This is a genomic window from Flavobacterium soyae (genome assembly GCF_045348165.1).
GTDB lineage: Bacteria > Bacteroidota > Bacteroidia > Flavobacteriales > Flavobacteriaceae > Flavobacterium > Flavobacterium soyae.
The window spans coordinates 4465342-4489689 of sequence record NZ_CP150845.1 but is presented as its reverse complement, the minus strand read 5'-3'; the positions used below and the strand labels follow the sequence as shown (position 1 = coordinate 4489689).

The window sequence follows — 24348 nt, the reverse complement described above, 5'->3', positions numbered from 1 at the left end:
CCTGATATAAAAATTCATTAAGAATTATTTTTTTAGGGCCTAATGCAGACAAATTCTTTATTACACAAATAAAATGTATAAAATAAGTAAGCCTTTAGTTCAGTCAGTTTTAATTGTTATTAGTCTTTTTGTGACCTCAGGCTATTCACAGACCGTTAATTTTAAAACAGTATTAGAGAAAAAACTTTTCTCTCCTGACAATAATTATGAATTCGTATTGGAGCAAAAACAAAATTCATCAGGAAAAAGTATTTTTTCTTATCGCTTAAATTTTAAAAACAAAACAGTTTTACTGGATTCAGGGCTAGATATTAAATTAGATAATAGTGCATCTGAATGGGCGCTGGCCATTAAAAATACTCCCTCAGGAGATTGGATGGATGAGCTGATTTTAAAAGAATCTAAAAGTAAAAGTATTGATAGTTCCTGGACTCCATTATACGGAGAGCGAAAAATTATCAAAGAAAAATACAATGAAATTATTTTAACCTTCGAGCAAAAAGTTTCTTCTAATTATAAAATGGATCTTCAGATCAGACTTTATGATGAAGGCCTTGCGATGCGTTATTATTTTCATGATAATCCAACAGGAATTTATTATAAAATTACACAAGAAAATACCGAGTTTACTTTTCCAGACAATACAATGGCTTGGTTTGAGCCGTGGGCACAAGGGCCATTTACACTAAAACCATTAAAGGATTGGACAGGACAGAGTGTTCGCCCTTTAACATTAGAATTAGAAAACGGACTATATGCCTGTTTGGCGGAAGCCAATATGGTAGATTATGTCAAAATGAATTTTGATTTATCGAAAACTAAAAAAAACACCCTGAAAACAGTTCTTTATGAATCAGTAGATAAAGTACCCTATTTTGGAACTCCTTGGCGTGTTGTTATGGCTGGAGAAACTCCCGGAGAACTTATCGAGAATAATGATTTATTACTTAATCTCAATGAGCCTTCGAGAATTAAAAATACCTCTTGGATAAAGCCGGGTAAAATTGTCAGAGATTTATCTCTTACTGAAAAAGGGGCCAAAGCTTGGATTGATTTTGCCGCAGCGCACAATCTTCAATATGTTTTATTTGACTGGAAATGGTATGGGCCAGCCTTTACATTTGATTCAGATGCAAGTAAAGCAGCCATTGATTTAGATCTGCCTGAAGTGATTCGCTATGGAAAAGAAAAAGGTATTGGAATTTGGCTTTATGTAAATCAGCAGGCATTACTCAAACAAGATGCCCAGATCTTTCCTATTTATAAAAAATGGGGCATAGCAGGTATCAAATATGGCTTTGTAGAAGTTGGTTCTCACAGATGGACTACCTGGCTGCACGAATCAATTCAGCGTGTGGCTGATAATGAGCTTATGGTTAACATCCACGATGAATTTAGATTAACAGGAGAACAAAGAACCTGGCCAAATGTTTTAACAGTTGAAGGCATAAGAGGAAATGAAGAAATGCCCGATGCAGACCACAATACCACTTTGCCTTTTACAAGAGGCATTGCAGGTGCGGGTGATTATACGGTTTGTTATTACACTCCAAGAATTAAAACTACCCATGCGCACCAATTAGCCTTGTCGGTAGTGATGTACAGTCCGCTGCAAACGCTGTTTTGGTATGATACCGCGGCCAATTATAATGGTGAACCCGAAATTGAATTTTTTGATAAAGTACCAACAGTTTGGGATGATACAAAAATCTTAAATGGAGAAATAGGAAAATATATCACTACAGCAAGAAAATCAGGCAATGAATGGTTTATAGGAAGCATAACAAATAATGATGCCAGAACACTTGAACTAAATTTTGATTTTCTTGAGGGAAATAAAAAATACAAAGCAAGAGTATACAGTGATGATGAAAAAGTTAAAACAAAAACACAGGTTGCTTTAAAGGATATAGTGATTAAAAAAGGATCAAAATTAAAATTAAACCTAAAAGCCTCCGGAGGAGCTGCAATTTGGATCAGCGAAATTAAAAACTAAAAACGGGTAAGTAAAAATTAAAGTTTTAGTTACAGCGGTCATTTAAGTTTAAGGCATTTGCTTTTTTATTTATAAAAATATTTTCAAAAGAGATTGGCAGAATGAAGAATTTATTAAAATTGATAGTATTATTAGTTCTAAGTATTGGGCAGTTAAACGCACAAGGATTATCTGTACCCAATACAATGGGCAAAGAACATCCAAGAGTATTTGGGAAAGATATGTCTGTTGAAAAAGTAAAAAAACTAGCCACAGATAAGCCATGGGCTCAGGATATTATAGATAAAACCAAACAAAGAGTAGATCCTTATCTGGCACTTTATAAAAAAGACAATACCTGGCTGGTGTCAAGACTTCAAATGTATTGGAAAACGAAATCGACACAGGTTTACATTAAAGGAGGAACCTATGCAGGAGCCGATGGCCAGGCTCCGGTTGCCACAGTAAAGTTTCCGGGGACAAGAGATCACAGTACAGATTATAAGCAGCCTAAATTAGAAGATATTATACCTTATATGGATGATCCCAGAGGATTGTATCTTCAGCATAAAGATCGTCCCGATGCGTGGGAATGGACAGGAATTTCAAAAACAGGAAAAATTGTAGAAGGAATTAACAGGCAGATACTGGGTTTATCACGTGATGCCGCCTTTTTATACTGGTACACTGGTGATGAAATTTATGCAAAATTTGCCTATGATGTTTTAGATACTTATTTACAGGGAATTTATTATCGCAAAGAACCCATCGATCTTAGTCATGGCCACCATCAAACCCTTGTTGGCTATACTTCATTTGAAGTTATTCAGGAACATATACTGGGAGAAATATCCCAGTGTTATGACTTTACCTATGATTACATCAAAGAGAAACATCCTGAAAAATTACCTCTTTATGCTGCTGCTCTGCAAAAGTGGGCCGATCAGATTATCAAAAATGGTGTAAGTTTCAATAATTGGAATTTATTACAGGCGGCTCATATTTCTAAAATAGCAATGGTTTTAGAAGACAATTCAAATTATGAGAACAAAAAAGGCGGGCCTTATTATCTGGATCAAATCATGAATCAGACTTCAACGCGCCAGTGGTCAATGAATAAATTAATTGATTATGGCTATGATGCAAAAACAGGTATTTGGAATGAGAGTCCCGGGTATTCACAAAATGTCCTGAATGATTTTATTCATTTTGCAGCATTTTATGACCGTAGTTTTGATATTGACATACTAAAAGAGATTCCGGTTTTATCGCAGGCAGTAAAATCATTTCCACAATATTTGTACCCTAATGGTTATATGGTATCTTTTGGAGACGGCCATTATAAAAAGCTTTCTTCAGAAGCAACATTGTATATGATTGAAAATGCCCAAAAGTATGGTAAAAAAGAGGATGAGGTTTATTTTACCAAGATGCTTAAAAGCCTTTTTAATAAAGAGATCTATAGCGGGAAATTCTTCGGAAAACAATTAGAAGATTTATTCTCAAAAGAATCGACTCAAATAGATGCTAATATTCAGGGTACAAGCCAATCTGAATTTGTTTCCCCTTTATTTTACGCTCCTAATACTTCCTGGCTGGTTCAAAGGGATTTTGGGGCTGATAAAGATTTAATGATCAGCCAGATTGGGTCATTGGGAAACCATATGCATTCTAATGGAATTGCCATGGAATTATACGGCTACGGATTACCGCTGGCTCCTGAAATGGGACACGGATCAAGTTATTTTTCTATAGAATATGCAGAGTATTACACTCAGTTTCCAGCACATAATACAGTAGCTGTAAACGGTAAATCGAAATATCCGGAAATGAAAAGCAATCATGCTTTTACTCCTGTTGCGTTCTATCCGCAGAGCGGTGTCAATAAAGATAATTTTCCGGGAATTACTTTCTCTGATGTTACTTTTTTAGAACCTGAAACCAATTCTGATCAGCGCAGAGTAATGGGAATTTTGAATACAGACAAAGGCGCAGGATATTATATTGATATTTTCCGTTCTAAACAAAATACGGGGAACAATGTAAAACACGAATATTTTTATCATAATCTAGGACAAAGCCTTACTCTTTTAGATGATAAAGAAAATGCATTAGAGCTAAAGCCTACAAGCAAATTAGCTTTTGGCGATGGCGATTTAATGGCCTACGATTATATGTATGATAAAAAATCGATTCAAACCAATCAAAATTTTAAAGGACAATTCAATCTCGAGATGAAAGACAAAACGGTCTCGATGAATCTCTGGATGAAAGGTTATGAAAACAGAGAAGTGTTCTCTGTGTTGTCTCCTGTGTCTACAGCAATTGGTGACGGTATTCTCTCTAAAGAGTCAGCAAGTCTTCCTATCCCTACACTAGTGGTCAGACAAGATGGACAAGCGTGGACTAAACCATTTGTGGCAGTATATGAGCCTTCTCTTAACAAGGTTAGCGCCATTGATAAAGTAGATTATTTTGGCAGTGATGAGCTGGTAGGAATACAAGTTAAAACAAAAAGCGGACAAGAAAATTTTATTTTCTCCAATACCAAATCAACTGTTCCTTTCGAGTATAATACAATGAAAGTTATCGGTACATACGGGATAATATCAAAAGAGAAACAGCAATTAAAATCATTTTTTTTAGCAGATGGAACCTCTATTGAAAGTGATGGTTATATTTTAAAAGCAAATAGCAATACAACTGCAGGTTTCAGCTTTATTGAAAATCAATGGGGATATACAGCTAATGGTCCTGTAGAACTTCAAATTCCATTGCAGAATGCTAAAGGAAAACCAAAATTGATATTGTCTGATGGTCAAAAGGAAATTGAAGGGGTAATTAAGAAAGTAAATCAAAAGAAAGTTTTTGTTTTTGAATTGCCGGAGAATAAAAAGTATATCCATATAACGCTAATGAGGCAAGAGAAATGAGTAATAATCGCACAATAATTCTCGGAGTAGGCATTAGTTTGATGATGTTGTTAATTGGATGTAAATCCACTTATAATGCCCAAAAAGCTGTTTCAAATTTGCAAACAGCTAATTCAGGTTATGATTTTCATCCTATTGAGGAAAAAATAAATTCCTGGATTGAAAAAGGTTATTACCCGGGGATGAGTATCATAATTGCAAAAGATAACCAGATTATCTACCAAAATTATTTTGGGAATTATAAACCAGAAACACAAGTTTATATAGCCTCAGCCGGTAAATGGCTTGCTGCGGCCGCTATTGCCAGATTAGTAGATAAAGGAAAATTGTCCTGGGATGATAAAGTAGTGAAATGGCTTCCAGAGTTTACAGATATAAAAGGGCAGGCCGCTTTAAGAGAATTATTATCTCATACTTCGGGCTATCCGGATTATCAGCCCGAAGGAAATCATGGAGATGATTATCAGACATTAGAAGAAGCGGTAAAACATATTGCTGGACTGCCTTGTGATACTGCACCTGGAACTGAATTTCATTATGGCGGACTTGCCATGCAGGCAGCGGGAAGAATGGCAGAATTGGCTGCAGGCAAAGATTTTGAAAAGATATTTCAAGAAGAAATAGCCCAGCCATTGGGGATGAAAAATACGCATTTTACACCGGTAGATTCAACCAGTGGTCATAACCCAATGCTTGCCGGAGGAGCCAGATGTACACTAGAGGATTATGCTCATTTTTTAGAAATGATTTCAAATAATGGTGTTTTCAGAAACAATAGAATACTCAGCGAAAAAGCTATTGAAGAAATGCAGGCAGATCAGGTTAAAGATGCCTTTGTAAAAGGCAACGAATATGTAGTGCAGGTTCGCACTCTGGATCATAAAAGTATTTATGGATTGGGAGAATGGAGAGAAGAGATTAATGAAAATAAAGAAGCCATTTTAATCAGCAGTCCAAGCTGGGCAGGAGCTTATCCGTGGATAGATAAAAAAAATAAGATATACGGTTTTTTATTGGCGCATGTTAATCCGGAGTCCGCCGCTAAAGATGGGTTTTCATCTTTTCTGTCAAGTCCTGTAATGGCTTCAATGACCAGAGATATTGTATTAGATCGTCGATCCAAAGAAAATTAACTGTCCGGTTCTGATTTTATATGGCGAAAAAAAATCAGGGGATCATAAGGTCATTTTAAAAAACAATCGTCATATGTCAAATATAGAAACTTTGAGTGGCACAAAGAGCAATTAAATATAATGGTAATAATATACAGCATGAAATTAAATTTTAAAAACAGCATCTTTTTTTTAGGAATCATTGGCCTGTTTTCCAGTTTTGAAGGTCATCAAAACTTGGATAAAAAAATAATTATTGAAAACAAATTAGGCTTTGACAGGATTGGAGAAATAGTTTCAATAGATCTTAAAAAGTCGAAAGCTTTTTCTTCTCTTAAAAATTATGATGATGTATTGGTTAAGAATGAAAAAGGCGAATTACTAGTGACACAATTGCTTGATAATGATCTTGACGGAACTCCGGACGAATTATTGTTTCAGGCAGCAGTTCCAGCTTTGTCTAAAGTAATCTATACTGTTTTTATTGATGCCAAAGAAGCTCTAAAAAGACCAACAGCTGCTCTTACCACTTATGCCCGTTTTGTTCCCGAGCGAATCGATGATTTTGCATGGGAGAATGATAAAGTCGCTTTTAGAACCTATGGCCCTGAAGCACAGCGTTTGGTAGATGAAAGAAAAGAAGGAGGCACGCTCTCAAGCGGTATTGATATTTGGCTAAAAAAAGTAAACTATTCTATAATTGATTCCTGGTATACTAAAAATGTTACAGCTGCAGGATATTATCATATTGACCACGGAGAAGGTTATGATCCTTATCATGTTGGGTACAGCAGAGGTACAGGTGGAACAGGAATTTGGGAAAAAGACAGCTTGTATACATCTAAAAATTTTCAAAAATATAAAGTAATTGCCAAAGGGCCTTTACGTACCGTTTTTGAATTAGAATACCCTGCTTGGAGTAAATATGGAGTTAAAGAAGTCAAAAGAATTTCGCTTGATTTAGGGTCTAATTTCTCAAAATTCGAAAATAAAATCAGTTCAGTTTCTAAAATCCCAAATTATACGCTGGGTATTACACTGCATCAGGAAAAAGGAAAAGTAAGTATCGATGCTAAAAAAGGAGTTTTCCGTCATTGGGAACCTATGGATGATTCTTATGTAGGAGAAGGAATTGTCATGGATCCAAAAACTGTCAAAAAAGCATTCGACTATCATTCTAAAGCTGTTGACCAAAGCCAGATCCTAATTGTTACAGAACCTAAAAATAGCACATTAGTTTATTATGCAGGGTTTGTATGGCTCAAAAGCGGTCAGGTAAATTCAGTTGAAGAGTGGGATGCATTATTAGAAAAACAAGCACAATTAGTTCAGAGTCCATTATCAGTTGAAATTCATTAAAGGATGATAAATAAAAAAATATTTTCTGCCCTTTTTATTTTGGTACTTAATAATAGTATTTCTATAAGCCAGAATATTAAAAATGCAGCAATGCCTGACAAAGCAGCTTATGTGTCAGAGGTTTGGAAGTCTGATCAGGGCGACGGTACATTTACCAATCCCATACTGCATGCAGATTATTCTGATCCTGATGTTATTAGGGTTGACGATGATTTTTATATGACCGCAAGTAGTTTTAACTGTGCGCCGGGACTGCCTATCCTTCATTCGAAGGACTTAGTGAACTGGACTATTATCAATTATGCAATTAATAAAATTGTTCCTGAAAAAGTTTTTGATATTCCCCAGCACAGTAAAGGAGTATGGGCGCCGTCAATTCGATATCATAAAAAAGAATTCTACATCTATTGGGGAGACCCTGATTTTGGGGTTTATATGGTTAAAACAAAGAATCCGGCAGGAGCCTGGGAAACACCGGTTTTGGTAATGGAAGGAAAAGGGATAATCGATCCGTGTCCATTATGGGATGGAGATAAAACCTATTTAATTCACGGATGGGCAGGAAGCAGAGCGGGCATAAACAGTCTGCTCACGATCAATGAGATGAACAGTGAAGGAACAGCAGTAGTTGATCAAGGCAGGCACATATTTGACGGACATGATAAACACCATACAGTTGAGGGGCCTAAACTTTATAAAAAAGACGGTTATTATTATGTGTTTGCTCCGGCAGGCGGAGTCGAAACAGGATGGCAGCTGGTTTTAAGGTCAAAAAATATATATGGCCCTTATGAAGAAAAAATAGTTTTAGAACAAGGAAGCACCAAGATAAACGGGCCTCATCAGGGTGCATGGGTCACTATTCAAAATGGAGATTCGTGGTTTATGCATTTTCAGGATAAAGGAGTTTATGGAAGAGTTCTTCATCTGCAGGAAATTAAATGGACAAACGGATGGCCGCTTATGGGCAGGGATCTTGACGGTAATGGCGTTGGGGAACCTATTTTAAGTTATAAAAAACCGGCAGTAGGAAAAACATATCCTATTGTTACACCTCAGGAATCAGACGATTTCAACGATGGAAAACCCGGCATCCAATGGCAGTGGTATGGTAATCCTTCAATTACATGGAGTGCCCAGATTCTGGGAACTGATTATTTAAGACTGTTTTGCATTAGTAAAAAGCAGCTTCCAAATTTATGGGATGCTCCAAATTTATTATTACAAAAATTACCGGCAGAGAGTTTCACAACAACCACTAAAGTGAAACTTAATATTGAGTGGAATGCTGAGGGAAAAACAGCTGGTATCCTGATGATGGGACAATCTTACGCTTATGCGGGAATCACTTATGAAGAGGGAAGCTTTTGGGTAAAGCAGGTGATTTGCAATGAAGCGATAAAGGGTTCGAAAGAGAAAGTAATTGAAAAGAAAAAGCTTCAAAAAAACGAGATTTTTTTAAGAATGGAAGTTGTATGGCCAGATGCTTTGTGTTTGTTCAGTTATAGTGAAGACGGTAAAAAATTTATGCCAATAGGCGAAGGTTTTAAAGCACAGAAAGATTTATGGATCAGTGCCAAAATGGGGTTGTTTTCAATGAGTGAAGCCAATGTAAGAATGGGCAGTTATGCTGATTTTGACTGGTTTAAAGTTTCGAAATAAATTAGAATTAAAGTATAAGAAAAGAATAAAATTAAAAATTGTAATAAATGAAAATAACTAAGAAGATCCTTTTTTTTGCAGTAATAATTGCAATGGTCAGTTTTCAAAGAGATGAGAAGAAGAATTTTGATATAGATAAAAATTTAGATTATTGCGTTGCTCAAGCCAATAAAACTCTTGCCGTTATGCCAGATACTTTAGCTATTCCCAGAAATATAGCCCCGGGATCTAAGCAATGGCGTTTTGTAGGATATGAGGATTGGACGAGTGGTTTCTGGCCAGGGATCTTGTGGTATCTTTATGAATATACAGGAGATGTTAAATGGAAAGAAAAGGCAGATAAATACAGCCGTTTTTTAACCCCTTTGGCAATGCGTACCGCAACAGATCATGACCTTGGTTTTCAAATGTACTGCAGTTTTGGAAACGGCTACAGGCTAACCGGTAACAAAGAATATAAAGATATTTTCGTAAAAGCTTCTGATACATTGTCTAAATTATACAATCCTAAAGCAGGCACAATCTTGTCCTGGCCTGGTATGCGTGAGAAAATGAACTGGCCTCATAATACCATTATAGACAATATGATTAATTTGGAAATGTTGTTTGAAGCATCAAAAAACGGCGGCGGTAAATCATTATATAATATGGCAGTTAAACATGCTGAGGTAACTATGGAGAATCAGTTTAGGGCTGACAATTCTGTTTATCATGTAGTAGTTTACGATACTGTGACCGGGAAGAAGATAAAAGCAGTTACGCATCAGGGTTATTCTGATGAAAGTATGTGGGCCAGAGGACAGGGCTGGGCTATTTACGGTTATACCATGGTTTACAGAGAAACCAAAGACCCTAAATTTTTAGATTTTGCTCATAAGGTGACAAAAGTATATCTGGATCGTCTGCCAAAAGATTTAATTCCTTATTGGGATTTTGATGTCCCAAATATTACAAAAGAACCCCGAGATGCTTCTGCAGCAGCCTTAACAGCATCAGGCTTAATCGAACTTTCTACTTATACTGCCGATAAGGAGCTTGCAAAAGAATATTTAAGTAAAGCTGAAGGCATGCTGAAGGAATTGTCAACGAAAAGATATAAAAGCGGTAATAAAAACCCGGCATTCCTGCTTCATTCAACGGGTCATTATCCTAATAAAAGCGAAATTGATTATTCTATTATTTATGCCGATTATTATTATATAGAAGCACTGCTCCGTTTAAAGAAACTTAAGGCTGGGAAGGATTTGTTTACACCTCTTTTTCCGGCTAAAGAAATTACGTTGAAAAAATAACCACAAATAGTATCAGCAGTATGAATCACAATACAGTTGATAATTAAACTAATCAAATAATAATTATGAATAAAATATTTTTATGGTCAATCACGGCCGCCCTCGCAGGTTTTCTTTTTGGTTTTGATACTGTAGTGATTTCGGGTGCTGACACAAAATTACAGGAGCTTTGGCATACTTCAGATGTTTTTCATGGATCTGTAGTAATGGCAATGGCATTATGGGGTACAGTAATAGGAGCAATTTTTGGCGGGATTCCAACCAATACAATCGGCAGGAAAAAGACCCTTATCTGGATAGGAGTTTTATTTTTAGGTTCGGCCATAGGTTCTTCACTGGCTAACGACCCTTGGACTTTTGCTTTTTTCCGTTTTTTAGGAGGATTAGGAATTGGCGCCTCAACAATTGCAGCACCTGCTTATGTATCAGAAATTGCACCTGCAAAAGACAGAGGGCGTTTAGTATCGCTGTATCAATTTAATATAGTACTAGGTATTTTGATAGCATTTTTATCTAATTATCTCCTGAGAGATGCTGGTGAAAATGCATGGAGATGGATGATTGGAGTAATGGCTTTTCCGGCATTTTTCTATACTATAATTGTTTTTGGTATTCCGGAAAGTCCAAGATGGCTGCTTTCTAAATCAAGACTTGATGAAGCAAAAACAGTCCTGCAGAAAATTGATCCATCAGCTAAAATGGAAGATTTGATGCTTGAGATGCATGTTGGTGAAAATGAAGATCAAAAAGGAGAAACTATTTTCTTGAAGAAATACAGATTCCCACTGCTTTTAGCCTTTTTAATTGCAGTATTTAATCAATTTTCAGGAATTAATGCCTTTTTGTACTATGCGCCAAGAATTTTTGCAGAAGCAGGTTTAGAAGAGAGCGCCGCACTTATGAGCAGTGTAGGTATCGGTCTGACTAATCTTGTGTTTACACTTTTTGGGGTTTTCCTTATTGATGTTCTCGGACGGAAAGTATTGATGTATATTGGATCTGTGGGATATATTATTTCTTTGGGACTAGTCTCTGCAGCTTTCTTTCTTAAGTGGGAAGGAATGGCAGTGCCTATTTTTCTTTTTATGTTTATTGCTTCACATGCTATCGGGCAGGGAGCTGTAATTTGGGTGTTTATTTCTGAAATTTTCCCAAATCACTTACGTGCCGGCGGACAGGCGTTTGGCTCATCAACGCACTGGGTTTTGGCAGCCATTATCCCCTCGATGATTCCATTTTTATTCTCTACAATTGGAGCAGGGGTTGTGTTTTTGATCTTTGCTGTAATGATGGTGTTCCAGTTGCTTTTTGTCATCTTTATGATGCCGGAAACCAAAGGAAAATCTTTGGAAGAACTGCAGGAAACGGTTTTTAAGCAGTAACAGAAAAATAAAAACTGATGTTTAAAAGATTAAAATTTATACTTTTCATCTGTTTATTTCTATTTGGAATTAATGGTGCTTTTTCGCAGGAAAAAGTAAAATGGGGAGATTGGCAGGCTTGGGGAGATCAAAACGATGGAACGTATAAGAATCCAATAATTCCGGCTGATTATAGTGATTTGGACTGTATAAGGGTTGGGAAGGATTACTATGCAGTTTCTTCAACTTTTCAATATTCTCCCGGTTTTGTTATTTTACATTCTCAGGATTTAGTGAATTGGAGTATCATCAGCCATGCGGTGAATGATATTACAAAAATTTCACCAGAGATGAATTGGGATAAGATGAATACTTATGGCAGAGGTATTTGGGCAGGAGCTATTCGTTATCATCAGAGTAAATTTTGGATTTATTTTGGCGATCCCGATCAAGGCTATTTTATGACAACGGCGCCAAAAGCAGAAGGTCCATGGGAGCCGGTTACTCAGGTTCTCGCAGCAAAAGGATGGGATGATGGCTGCCCGTTTTGGGATAATGACGGACAAGGTTATTTTATAGGAACCAACTTTGCCGATGGATATAAAATACATCTGTTTAAAATGACTTCTGATGGTAAAAAATTGATTAAAGAATCAGATAAGATATTATATCAGTCTAAAGGGAGTGAGGCCAACAAGCTATTAAAAATTAAGGATACTTATTATCACTTTTTTTCTGAGGTTAAAGATAGTGGAAGGGTAGTAATGATGGAACGGTCTAAGAGTATTTACGGCCCATATGAAGGACCAAAGCAGTTAAGTTACGCTCAAAAGGAATATAATGAACCCAATCAGGGAGGGATTGTTCAAACTCAAAACGGAGATTGGTATTTTTTGACGCATCACGGTACTGGTGACTGGTCCGGCAGAAATATGAGTTTACTGCCCGTTTTATGGATAGATGGATGGCCAATTTTAGGAAATCCGGATAGTAATCAGATTGGTTCAATGGTTTGGTCAGGAAAGAAACCTGTTTCGGGAAAGAAAAAGATAAAGCCGCAAACAAGTGACGATTTCAATACAACAAAACTTACTCAACAATGGGAATGGAATTATCAGCCCAGAGCTGATAAATGGTCATTAACAGAACGTAAGGGATGGCTAAGATTAAAAGCTTTTCGGCCTTTAGAGGAAAATAATATAGTAAAAGCAGGTAATACCATAACGCAGCGTTCTTTTAGAACTTCGTTTAATGAAGTTATTGTTAAGTTAGATTTACAAGGAATGACTAAAGGCCAAAAATCAGGATTAACCCATTTTGGTTCTCCTGACTATGCATCTTTAGGTGTAGTGTATGATGGTGTGGTAAAAAAAATAGAATATAAAACTAAAAACTCAGTTGTATCGGGCGATACTATTTTGAGCAATAATTTGTGGTTAAAATCAATATGGGGACTAGACGGAATAAGCCAATTTTATTACAGTACAGATGGATCAGAATTTATTCCATTTGGTGATCCTTATCAACTTATGTGGGGTTCATATCGCGGTGATAGAATAGGTATTTATACATACAATAATGATTCAGATACAGGATACTTAGATATAGATTATTTTAATTATCGTTTAGAGAAATAATAAATTTTATTGGATAAGGAAAAGAATAAAGGGATAGAATAGTGTTTAAGTTTTTTGAGTATTTAATATATTTAAGACCGTTCTTTATTCCATCAATGATTTTATAATGCATTCAAAATTTTGGACGAATTTATAATTAAATCTAAAAGAAATAAGCCCGATACAATATCGGGCTTATTTCTTTTAGATTTATTCTATTACTGTTCCTGCCAGATAACAACCTCTGCGGGTTTAAGATTTTTTTGTCCAATCAATATTTTTGCCTTTTCAGGTACAGGGATTTCTTGATTTTCAGAAGAATAGTTTAGTCCAAACCAAAACCCGTTACTGTATTCTACCAGTACACCTTCCGGTAGTGAAAGAACAGGTACTTCGGCTTTTTTGAATATCTTGTTAAGTACCTGCCTTTCCAGTTTTCCATCATCTGTATCAGCTCCTATATAAGTCACAGTTCCTTTGCCAAGCTGTCGGTGCAGTACAGCCGCTTTATCTTTATAAAACTGATCGTCATATTCTGCCCAGACTACAGTGTTATTCTTTGGGGTTATAATATCGCCCCAATTGTTCCAGTCATAAAAGTTTTTATCCATTTTAACTTTTCCCATTAAAGAAACAGGCAGGAGGTCAAAATAGATTTCCTCAGCAGCAATTAATTCCAGTATTGGTTTTTGAAATACAGCTTCCCAGAGATGCGCCTCTCTGTCTTTCTGGCCTGTGCGGCAAGTAAGAACCAGGTGCCCTCCATTCTCAACATAAGTTTTCCACCTTGCTGTAAGCTTTTCATCCAGAAGCTGATATGCAGGTGCTATCAAAAAAGGATAATCAGAGAAATCTTTGCTTTCGTCAATCACATCTACCGGTGCGCCAAATGATTTAAGTGCTTTATAGTAACGGCCAGCGTGTGCCATATAATCCCATTGATTGGTCTGCGGCTGATATTCCATTTCCCATCGGTTATCAGGATTGTATAAAACTGCCGTTTTTCTTTTCAGAAGTGCTTCGGGCGTTTTTACTTCAGGTTTATATGCTGTACGCAGCTCTTTTAGTTCTTTGATTACCTTAATGTATTCATTTCCGGAACGGCTTACTGTGATGCCGTCTGTTTTCATTATACCGTAGTGATATTGTTCTCCTCCCGATAACGGCTGTCTGAAGCGGTAGTTGCACACAAATTTATTACCTCCTGACATCACATGATACATCCACATTCGTACGGCTCCGGGCATCGTTTGAGGGTTAAACAATCCCCAGTTTACCTGCCCTGGCTGAAGTTCCATTACACCGCTCACGCCGTTAATAGGTCTGAAAAAATCATTAGAGAATCCAATACTGGCTGCTGATCCCATACGAAAACCCTGTACTCCTTGTCCTAAGTCATAACCTTCTGCGAGATATTTGGTATAAGTCTGGAAATCGAGATCTTTCATTCTCAGCGGATCTACGGCTGAATGCAGTGGCATCAAATTGGTGGTTACCCATTGTGCGGGTTTAATATATTTTCGTAATATATTTTTCTGTGAGATAATAAACCTCGCAGCTTCATCGGCAGTAAAACGTTTAAAATCTAAAATGGCATGCGGATTGGCCTGTTGTACGAGTTCTTTCTGATTAGGAATTCGTATCTGCTCAAAATTATTATAGGCCTGACTCCAAAAAGAATTTCCCCAGACTTTATTTAAGTTTTCAATGTTTTTATATTTACTTCTCAGCCATTCTCTGTAAGAGATTTGTGCATTTTCGCTATAATCAAAAGAAGCGCCATAATGAGAAGGTTCATTGTCAATCTGCCATCCCCAGACAGTTTTATTGCTGCCATAGCGTTTGGCCAGCAGTGTTACAATTTTGGACCAGTATTGCTCATAGGTTTTGCTGGACCAGGATGCCTGCTGTCTGGCTCCATGCTGAATGGTGCGCCCTTCTGCATTGACCATCAGTATATCGGGGTGTTTTTGTGTAAGCCATACCGGAGGAGTCGGAGTTGGAGTGCATAATACCACTTTAAGATGATACTTTTCCGCAAGGGCAACAGCTTTATCCAGCCATTCAAAATTGTATTTTCCTTCCTCGGGTTCCATTGTCGACCAGGCAAATTCACCATAATGAGTAAATTCGAAACCTAACTCTGACATTTTTTTGATATCCCTTTCCCAGTCTGCTTCAGGCCATTGTTCAGGGTAGTAATAGCTTCCTACAAGCATCGGGTCTTTTTTATTAAAAAAAGCTTCCGGGTTCTGAGAGAAAGACATTTGTGAGAGCAGCAGCATTATAACTGCAGCTGTCTTATTGCTTTGAATAAGACTGTAGTAAAATATTTTTAAGATCTGATTTATCTGTTGCATGATAAATTAAAATTATGTGTATTCCAAAAGTATATTTTAATTGAACAATTACTATTCTGAACTGTTTGTTAAAACTCAATATTTAAAGAATAACTGTTATTTGGTTAAATTGTTTCGGTTCAGTCTTTTTTTAAGAATTTGTGATGATAAGTAAAAAGTCTGCAGATCTTGCCGGTCTTATTTATTTTCTATCTGAGCCAGCAGCAAATTTAAGGCAGTTTTTTCCATTTCAAACCCAGGCTGACAATGGTTGTGAGTGAAAGTTCGATAATAGACAAAAGTGGTATTACTTATAAAAAAAGCCGTCTATTTTTTTTGAGACGGCTTTCATTCTAATTCAATTTAATTACTTTTTAAGAATACTTTTTATAGTATAATGTTTTCCATTTTTGACATGTAAGAAATAAACACCTTTAGCGAGTCCTGTCATAGATACTTGCTGGGTAGTGTTTGTTAAAGGTTCAGATGCGACTTTCCAGCCTATAATATTGTATAATTCAAGAACTGCACCGCTGTATACCTCATTTACTTCAACATTCAAAGTAGTGGTAACAGGGTTTGGATGAATCGTTACTTTTTCAAAAATAGTACATATTGGAGTATTGTTACAACTTCCTAATTTGTCCCCATGCTGCAAATGTGCCTGAACAGCGTTTGGGCTAAGGCAAATCTCTATATTGTTATGACATACTGAGACTTTATTATTTAATATTCCGCATTGTACATTTACAGTATTAATATCAATAGAAGCAGAGGTTTGACAGCCTTTGGCATCGGTTATTACTACAGTATATGTCCCGGCTGCCGAAACAGTAATAGTCTGCTGTGTATTGCTGTTGCTCCATGCATAAGAATAAGGTGCTGTTCCACCGGCAGGGATAGCTTTTATGGAAAGCGAAGAAGGGCCATAACCAATATAAAGGGTATTTTTTTCTTGTGTATTGTCAATTGCGAAAATATCAGGTATTGAAGATGTTAATTCAATAGGATTAGTATCATCACAATCATTGTTATTCTCTACTCCGCAAGGGGCAGAATCTCCGGCTCCTAAACCATCTCCATCATTATCTGTATATAGAATTTTAGTGTCGTCACAATCTAAGTTATTTGTAGAATAACCTTCAGGAGCTTCATTAACAGGTAACAAGACTGTTGTTGATGATCCAAAACCATCGTGATCAGCATCAATATAATATACTTTGTTAACAGTAAGTTCCTGGTTTACACTCTTGGCTGCATTGTAGTTTTCATTTCCAGCTTGCGAAACAGTAATTGTAGTAGTTCCCGCTGCAAGAAGATGAATTTTCCCTTCAACAATACTTGCCACCGCTGTGTTTGAACTGGTATAATTTACGGGCAGGTTTGAGCTGGCTTTAGCGGGATCATAATCAGTTTCGCCTAATTCTTTTTCAGAAGTTGGACTAAGAGCAATAGTTTGGCTCAGTTTAGAAGCCTCAGCAATTTCAGAAGCAGTTAATGCCCTGCTGTAAATCTTGAACTCGTCAATTGTACCGTTAAACATTGGATCATTCCATTGTGATTTGCCCAGATAATTTTGATTGGTACTGCCAATTGTACTAGGTTTTATATTCACCCCGGTATTGGTTGAAACGAGTGTTCCGTTAATATACATACTGCAGGTATTACCAGATTGAGTAATGGCAAAATGTGTCCAGGTATTAAGCGGAATAGCAAAATTATAGGTAATACCCTGCTCGCCGCCTCCGTTTTTAATAGCATAACGTACTGATCCGGCACTTCCTGTCTGAACAGATAAGAATAAATATTTTGATGTTCCTGTTCCAAAATCAAATACACGCATCCAATTAGCCAAAGCATCCATTTTTACCCATGAAGATATTGTAAAATCAGATAATGCACTTACGACATCTGCCGGTAGAGTCGCATAAGAATTGGCTGTACCGTCAAATTTTGCACCTTGTTCATACTTACCAGTATTTCGTGCAGCAGCAGGAGTAAGAGTTCCGTGCTGGGCTCCCCAGCTGTCAATTAAACGAGTGCCGTTTTGTTCATCAAATTTCAAATAGCTAATTTGTCCAATATTTGGTAATGCCGTCACTTGATCACTTGCTGGGTTTTCAACATTGTTATCTACAGAAGAAACAATATAATAATATGTGTTTCCATTTGTGACAGTTGTATCGGTAAATTTTGCAGTTGTGCTGTTACCAATAGTTGTGTAAGGGCCGCCGCTGGTATTAGATCTTTTAATATTATAATTTAAATCCATAACAGGTTCCCATTCTATGATGTTTTTAGCATCTCCGGAACCCACTATTACTCCGCCGACAATATTACTCTGCACTGTTAATTTTAATGCAGCGGTAGCAGTTGTAGAAGCATTTGAAGCAGTTAAAGTAATAGGGAAAATACCAGATTCTGAAGGTGTTCCTGATATTATACCTGTTGAGGTATCAATGCTTAAACCAGCAGGAAGACCTGTACTATTAAAGTTAGTTGGAGATTTTATACCCGTGATGGTGTAAGAATATGGTTTTCCAACCAGAGTAATAGCAGTTTCCGGACTTGTAATCACTAATGGTTGTGTACGATCGTCTACTAGTTTAATATCATTACCGGTTCCTCCTTTGTAAGTAATACGGAAATCATGTCCGGCAATACTTATCAGTGACATCTCAGGTAAATTTTTAAATGTTCCAGATACGGGGTCGGTTCCTGTATTATCAATAATTGTAAAAGCTGTACCCAAAGGTAATGAACCTGCAGCAATATCATTTAGTATTAATGTAGGCTGGTTCAGGGTAATTTTTGTAACAATAAGATTATCAGAAACACTTCCGGTACTGCTAATATCTGCCTTGTAGGTCGCATTAGCATTAAGGATGGCGTTAGTGGTTGTGAATGCAGCTATTGTTCCATCGGTTCCCGGTACAAGAAAAGCTTGACTGCTTGTATCAGTGCTGCTGCCAACTGTAAGGGTTCCGGTGCTTTTTCCACTGCCTCCAAAAGCGCCATTTTTTACAACAATTGGACTCGAGTAAGAACCATTTGAACCGTTATTTAATAAAAAAGTTCCGTTTAGGATTGTAGTTGTTCCCGTATGGGTACTGTTTCCTGAGAAGATTTGTGTTCCTGTACCAATTTTTTCAATAGATAATGTTCCGCTTGCATTTGCAAATGATCCGCCAAAATTAGTATTTGCATTTAATGCCCCGATTCTAATAATAGGTGTACCGGCAACATTTTGACGAAATCCTCCTCTGCCGGATAAAGCACCAAATTCAAGTACTCCCGAGCTAAACATAATTCGATGACAATCTACTCCCACTGCATCTAAAAGCCAGTATGCATTTGCGCTTCCTGCCTCAGGAACCATGAATCCCAAACGATGCTGACCGCTTCTGAGTTTAGTGATGAATGTACCTGTAAACGAGCTGTTATTTCCATAAAGGTTTATTGCTGAAAAATTATCAGATCCATCATTATAGATTGTCCCGCCTCCAGTTAGTTTTCCGTATAAATTTATACTTGCTGAACGTTCATAAAAGTATCCGCTTTTACCTGCGGGTACTTCTATATCGTTATAAAGTGTTGCAGCCGTGGTAGTAGCTAAGGAGCTGTATAAGGCTCCGCCTTCCATAATAATTTTACCTTTTCCTAAAGGGCCGGATAAAGGATTGCTCGGAGTACCAGTTCCATTTCCAATAATTTGAATACCGTCTGTTGATCCCCATGCATAAACTGAAGCCCCGCGGACAATGGTGTTGCCGGAATAGGTATTGGCACCAGACATGATAAGGGCAGAAGTACCAGTTTTAACGATACCGCCTGTGCCGCTTATAACTCCGCCAAGTGCTATACTGCCTGATTTTGTATTGACACTAAGTTGTCCGTTTAAGATAATAGGAGTGTTGAGTGTCTGAGCTTGTGCCGAATTGTTTACAAGATCACTTTTAAGAGCAATACTATTACCTGCAATTGTAAAATTCGAAGCATCTGTGTCGAAAAGGATTCTTGAAACAGTAAGGTCTGAGATGTCATTAGTTAAAGAGGTGCCGCTATCTGTTCTTTTAAATGTTAAAATGGCGGGACTGGCTGGTGTGGTATTTTCTTCCCAGTTCTCGGATAAATTAAATACATTGCTGACAGGGATATTCTTCCATGTCAAGCTGTTTGTTCCGGGGTTGCCAAATACTTCGATTGAATTAGCGCTTTCCAGAGTAGTTCCTTTTGAAGAAACAACATAATAGTAAGCTGTTCCGTTGGTAAGGGCAGTATCAGTATAAGAATTTGTTGAAACTGATGCAATTTCTGTATATGGACCTCCACTAATTGCCGCACGTTTTATTTTATAAGTTGAGGCGCCGTCAGCTAAAGTCCAGTTCAAAGTAATTTGTCCGGATTGATTCACTGCCGTAAGATTGGATGGTACCGCTGGAGGTATAGATGCAAAAACTTCATTAGATGCGGCACTCTCATTTGTACCAATTAAAGCTGTTACCACATAGTAATTATTGACTTCATACGCAGGGTTTGGATCAATAAATGATGTGCCGCTTATGCCTGTTTGAATTGTAGTATAGGGTCCTCCAGCGGTTAATGAACGCTTAACATTATAACTCGTGGCATTTGCGGCTGCGGACCAGGTGAGTTTTATAGTTGAATTAAGAGAATTTGCAGCCAAAGTGCTAATTGCCACAGGATTTTCATTAGAGATAATATCAATAATTAAGGAAGATTTAGCACTGCCATTTGCATTTGCGGCTGTTAAGAGTACAGTGCTTTTGCCTATAGCAGTTGGTGTGCCGGAAATAACCCCGGTAGAAGCATTAATACTAAGACCGGCCGGTAAACCAGCAGCGGCAAAATTAGTCGGGGTGCCATTGGCTGTGACATTAAAATTAAATGGTGTCCCCAGGGTGGTGCTTGCTGAAACAGCACTGTTTATTTCAGGAGAACCAACAGGGAATGTATTATTAATTGCAACATTTGTAAATGTCGCAGTATTTAATACTGTAGTGCTATTAGAAATAGTGTAAAACCCAATATAGGCATCTGCAGGTATTGTCATAATGTATAATGCATTATTAGACCAGTTTATCCCGTCATGAGAATGAAAGGTAAATACTCTGTTGCCCACACGTTCTAATTTGAGCCACCATGGTACTCTTGGCTGCCAGTGAGCACCGGCAGTTTGTGCAGTTTGACCTGATGCGCTTGAAGTAATTCCGTTTGTTGAGGAAAGATTTAAAGACACATAATTAGAATTTGAAGCTAAGGATTCACGGATCATAAGCCCCGAAACAGCATTACTGACAGAGCTGCTTTCAATTTTTACTACAATAGAAGCATCGCCTTTAATAGGTTTAAAAGTGAAATTATTAGCATTTGAAGCCGCAGTTCCCGATCCTTTGGCAGTCCAGGTTCCGGCATTATAACTTACACTTCCAATCATTCCGGGATTACCAATGTCGGTGTTGGTGAGATAATTAACAGGTACTCCATTATCTGAGGGATAAATTATCGGCGTCATTGCTGTTGCTGTTGAACTATCAGATGATTTTAAATATAAAAAAGACCATGCACCTTCACCTACCATTGTTCGCATTTGTTCGGTATAAGGATTTGGTATGTTTTTTCGAAGGGAATAAGCACCTTTTATAATATTATTAAAAGGATGCTGGTGCAGTCCGTTTGCCGATAAATTAGCAAATGCTGTATAATAAGTAGAATAGCCGCCCAAAGGAATGAATGTTAGTCCGCTTGGATCTATTCGATAATGGTTGTATAATTCTCCCATTTGCAATAAGCGGTTATCCAGTTCGGCAAACATATCAACACCTTGTTTAAAGGCAACCTCTGCACCCCATGAAAGTGCCCAGATTTGCCCAAACCAGTGATCATCTCTACCGGTATCACCAACTTCTCCGTTAGGCAGACTGTTGCGGAAACCTCCTCCGGCATCCATTCTATAGACTTCAATGGCTTGATTCCATTTTGTTTCATCATCTAAGAAAGCCGCAATACTTAAGGCAATTTGCAGCTGTATAGCTCCTTTATTATGATCTCTAAGTGGATAAGGTACCCAGGAAGCCGGATAAAGCACATTGGCAAAATAATTATTTACGTGGGTCGTATTAGCAGCTGTCCATCCCGGGTATGTACTTTTTAAAATATCAGCTCCTGTTACAAAGTAAGGTGCATAATCACCTATATCTAGCATATTTTCACCACCGCCCCAGGTTGTGTTAGTGACAGCCCAGGCATCTAATATCTGGGTAGCTTTTGCTGCATAAGCTGCATCGCCGGTAAAGACATACATAAAAGTCAAATTGTGCACAGCTATCATATCACTTTTCCATGCATTATTGTTTAAATCAGGAGCACGTGTTACCGTAGCAAAAGGGCCCTGCATTGAATAGCTGAGTTTAGATCTTGAATCAGCTTTTAGGGCATTATATCCTGTAAGCCAGGGTTCCTGAGTAATATTGATCTTAAGCTGATCTAAATCATATTGGGTAAAAGGAATACCCGGATGTACAAAAGTTTTTTGTGCTGCAGTGCGCTGGGTAAACATAAGAGCCAGCAGCGAAAAAACATACATAAAAATAAGATAGTTTTTTTTCATTGTTTACAGATTAGTTAGTTATAGAAATAGATACTCCTAAGTCTTAGTTATTTTTATAAAAAAACTTAAGGTGGTTATTGTATCTTTTATTGAACAAAACTCAATTTCTATTAATTGAATTTATTTAATTTTTTGAAGTGGTTTTGATTTTAAAAACCTCTAAGAGAAACTGTATTTTTCGTATTTTCATTTCATCATATGCGATTTATTAAGTGGTTATTATGTTTTACAAATCGATTCAATATAATATGTCGGCCGAACTATTTTAACTCTACATGAATATGTTTTAAAGTATTGTTAATCAATGAGTTTTTTTTGAAGTTTGTAGTAAAATTATTGTTTTATATTCACACAACTGTTCTGAACTATACTGATGTAATGGTATTTTTTAATTATTATTTAGTAATAAAAAACGTATATAGTGATTTTTTATACTGTTTATTGCTGGGTTTTAATTGTCTTTGAAGTTGAAAAACGTAAGTTTTTGCCAGGACACAATTGGATAAAAAAAACAGGAACCCTTTTTAAGAATTCCTGTTTTTTTTAATATGAAGAAGATAATCAATAAATTATATCTTTCACCGCTTTAGTTTTTTACAAATCCGAAGGATTGAAAAAGGTTATTTTGATGTTTCGTTTAAAGATTTGTAAACAAGGCCTTCAATGTATAAGCCTTCGTAGAATCGTGCAAAGTCAGATAATTGTTTATATCCTTTTTTAATGGATTGATCAGAAATTTCAGTTCCGTTTATTTTTAAGCCTTCAAAAACAATATTTTTAATGCTTCTCTCGGGAGAATATCCTTCAATGATGGAAATATTTGCATTTTTACCCGTATAGGTTATATTTTTAAAAAATACATTTTCTATTCCACGACCTGGGGCTTTTGCATATTTTTTATTGTAGGTAACACGCAGATTCAGTAACTGCCCTTGTTCAAAATCTTCTACCCGAATATTTTCAAAATAAATGTTTCGGGCTAAATTCTCATCAGAGACATTGATACTCATACAGCCTTGATAATTAATTTGAGATTCATCATGATTAAGGATATCTATATTCTCAAATTTTATGTTTTCTAACGTTTCAGATTTGCCAGGTTCAGGATTTCCATGTGTTCCAATTAAAATCGGATGTGCGACATCGGCCCAAAGCGCTGCATTTTTGACTACTATATTTTTACAGTCTCCGTAGAATTTCCAGCGATGTCCGTAAATAGCGATACAGTCATCAGAGTTTCTCATAAAAACACCGTCAATAACAACATTGTTATTACTAAACAAGTCAATTCCATCTCCCCAGCCTTTGGCACTAAAAGATCTAATATTTTTGATGGTAAGATTTGTAGATTGCCCGCTTGATACCGTATAATGATCGGGGTTAAGAAAAACAAGATCTTCAATGATTATATTATCTGAAAAATTTACACCTACACCATCATTGGCCTTATAAATAATTCCGCGTCCGCAAATGCGTATATCCTTAACGTTTTCACAATGTATAGAAGCCTTTAGAACTGCACCTGGTGCGAGATAAACGGTTTTACCACTAGGAACATTTAATACATTATCTTTTACTTTATGAAGCCCGGCAGCAAAATAAATAACATTAGGATCCTTAGAATCTGGTTTGAAAGTTTCGGGTGAATTAGTAAAAATTTGCAGATTATGAAAAATATCCCCATTGACCTCAAGAGAAAGATTGGCAGGTTTGCTTAGTGAGAATGTAATGGTATTGCCTTTTATTTTTGGCTCAAAACCATAAGACAGCGGGCGAATGCGGGCAGATTGTACCTTACCGCGGTTATAAGTAACAGAGAATTCGACAGTTCCTTTAAAATCAAAATTAACCATAGAGCTTTTAGTTACATTGTGCATGTCTACCAAGGCTTCATATTCGTATAATTCCTGCCACTGCCCTCCGGCGATACGTACTTTTACCGAGAAATCATTATTATGAGGAATGCTGTCTGATGCTGGAAATGTGATGAGCTCTTGTGCATTGAGGGAAAAACTCATACAGCTTAAGAGAAAAATTATAAATGTTTTTTTCATATGGTTAATTTTAA

11 protein-coding genes are annotated in these 24348 nt (G+C 36.9%); 8 read left to right on the top strand and 3 right to left on the bottom strand.

Going from position 1 to position 24348, the window contains the following annotated elements:
• The first annotated feature begins 73 nt into the window (after window positions 1-73).
• From AABD74_RS18775 to AABD74_RS18740, 8 genes are all read left to right on the top strand, one after another.
• A complete protein-coding gene (locus AABD74_RS18775) occupies window positions 74-1996 on the top strand; it encodes a glycoside hydrolase family 97 catalytic domain-containing protein (RefSeq protein WP_406843912.1) in 1923 nt (640 codons plus the stop codon).
• Between the two features lie 101 nt (window positions 1997-2097).
• On the top strand, window positions 2098-4908 hold the full coding sequence (locus AABD74_RS18770; protein ID WP_406843911.1) for a hypothetical protein: 2811 nt from the start codon (window positions 2098-2100) through the stop codon (window positions 4906-4908).
• On the top strand, window positions 4905-6041 hold the full coding sequence (locus tag AABD74_RS18765) for a serine hydrolase domain-containing protein (protein ID WP_406843910.1): 1137 nt from the start codon (window positions 4905-4907) through the stop codon (window positions 6039-6041). The genes AABD74_RS18770 and AABD74_RS18765 overlap by 4 nt, the downstream gene beginning before the upstream one ends.
• Before the next feature lie 138 nt (window positions 6042-6179).
• On the top strand, window positions 6180-7379 hold the full coding sequence (locus AABD74_RS18760) for a DUF4861 family protein (protein ID WP_406843909.1): 1200 nt from the start codon (window positions 6180-6182) through the stop codon (window positions 7377-7379).
• A 3-nt stretch (window positions 7380-7382) separates the two neighbouring features.
• Window positions 7383-9041 carry a glycoside hydrolase 43 family protein gene (locus AABD74_RS18755; RefSeq protein WP_406843908.1) on the top strand — a complete coding sequence of 553 codons (1659 nt, stop codon included), beginning with the start codon at window positions 7383-7385 and terminating at the stop codon, window positions 9039-9041.
• A gap of 47 nt (window positions 9042-9088) precedes the next feature.
• Window positions 9089-10333 carry a glycoside hydrolase family 88 protein gene (locus AABD74_RS18750; RefSeq protein WP_406843907.1) on the top strand — a complete coding sequence of 415 codons (1245 nt, stop codon included), beginning with the start codon at window positions 9089-9091 and terminating at the stop codon, window positions 10331-10333.
• Window positions 10334-10398: 65 nt separating this feature from the next.
• Window positions 10399-11715, top strand: a complete 1317-nt coding sequence (locus tag AABD74_RS18745) for a sugar porter family MFS transporter (RefSeq protein WP_406843906.1) — start codon at window positions 10399-10401, stop codon at window positions 11713-11715.
• 17 nt (window positions 11716-11732) lie between these two features.
• Window positions 11733-13331 (top strand): glycoside hydrolase 43 family protein, encoded by a 1599-nt coding sequence (locus AABD74_RS18740; RefSeq protein WP_406843905.1) that lies wholly within the window; start codon window positions 11733-11735, stop codon window positions 13329-13331.
• A gap of 197 nt (window positions 13332-13528) precedes the next feature.
• Here the strand turns inward: AABD74_RS18740 and AABD74_RS18735 are convergent, their stop codons facing one another.
• The 3 genes from AABD74_RS18735 to AABD74_RS18725 form a co-directional block, all read right to left on the bottom strand.
• Window positions 13529-15670: a beta-galactosidase gene (locus AABD74_RS18735; protein WP_406843904.1), complete on the bottom strand. Its 2142-nt coding sequence runs from the start codon at window positions 15668-15670 to the stop codon at window positions 13529-13531.
• A gap of 346 nt (window positions 15671-16016) precedes the next feature.
• Window positions 16017-22280, bottom strand: a complete 6264-nt coding sequence (locus AABD74_RS18730) for a LamG-like jellyroll fold domain-containing protein (protein WP_406843903.1) — start codon at window positions 22278-22280, stop codon at window positions 16017-16019.
• Between the two features lie 620 nt (window positions 22281-22900).
• A complete protein-coding gene (locus AABD74_RS18725) occupies window positions 22901-24334 on the bottom strand; it encodes a glycosyl hydrolase family 28 protein (protein WP_232680333.1) in 1434 nt (477 codons plus the stop codon).
• Window positions 24335-24348: the final 14 nt, after the last annotated feature.

What these genes read in the sequence shown, in the direction of transcription:
- AABD74_RS18730 (WP_406843903.1), bottom strand. Translation starts at nt 22,280, where the DNA reads ATGAAAAAAAACTATCTTATTTTTATGTATGTTTTTTCGCTGCTGGCT.
- AABD74_RS18740 (WP_406843905.1), top strand. Translation starts at nt 11,733, where the DNA reads ATGTTTAAAAGATTAAAATTTATACTTTTCATCTGTTTATTTCTATTT.
- AABD74_RS18755 (WP_406843908.1), top strand. Translation starts at nt 7,383, where the DNA reads ATGATAAATAAAAAAATATTTTCTGCCCTTTTTATTTTGGTACTTAAT.
- AABD74_RS18735 (WP_406843904.1), bottom strand. Translation starts at nt 15,670, where the DNA reads ATGCAACAGATAAATCAGATCTTAAAAATATTTTACTACAGTCTTATT.
- AABD74_RS18765 (WP_406843910.1), top strand. Translation starts at nt 4,905, where the DNA reads ATGAGTAATAATCGCACAATAATTCTCGGAGTAGGCATTAGTTTGATG.
- AABD74_RS18775 (WP_406843912.1), top strand. Translation starts at nt 74, where the DNA reads ATGTATAAAATAAGTAAGCCTTTAGTTCAGTCAGTTTTAATTGTTATT.
- AABD74_RS18770 (WP_406843911.1), top strand. Translation starts at nt 2,098, where the DNA reads ATGAAGAATTTATTAAAATTGATAGTATTATTAGTTCTAAGTATTGGG.
- AABD74_RS18750 (WP_406843907.1), top strand. Translation starts at nt 9,089, where the DNA reads ATGAAAATAACTAAGAAGATCCTTTTTTTTGCAGTAATAATTGCAATG.
- AABD74_RS18760 (WP_406843909.1), top strand. Translation starts at nt 6,180, where the DNA reads ATGAAATTAAATTTTAAAAACAGCATCTTTTTTTTAGGAATCATTGGC.
- AABD74_RS18725 (WP_232680333.1), bottom strand. Translation starts at nt 24,334, where the DNA reads ATGAAAAAAACATTTATAATTTTTCTCTTAAGCTGTATGAGTTTTTCC.
- AABD74_RS18745 (WP_406843906.1), top strand. Translation starts at nt 10,399, where the DNA reads ATGAATAAAATATTTTTATGGTCAATCACGGCCGCCCTCGCAGGTTTT.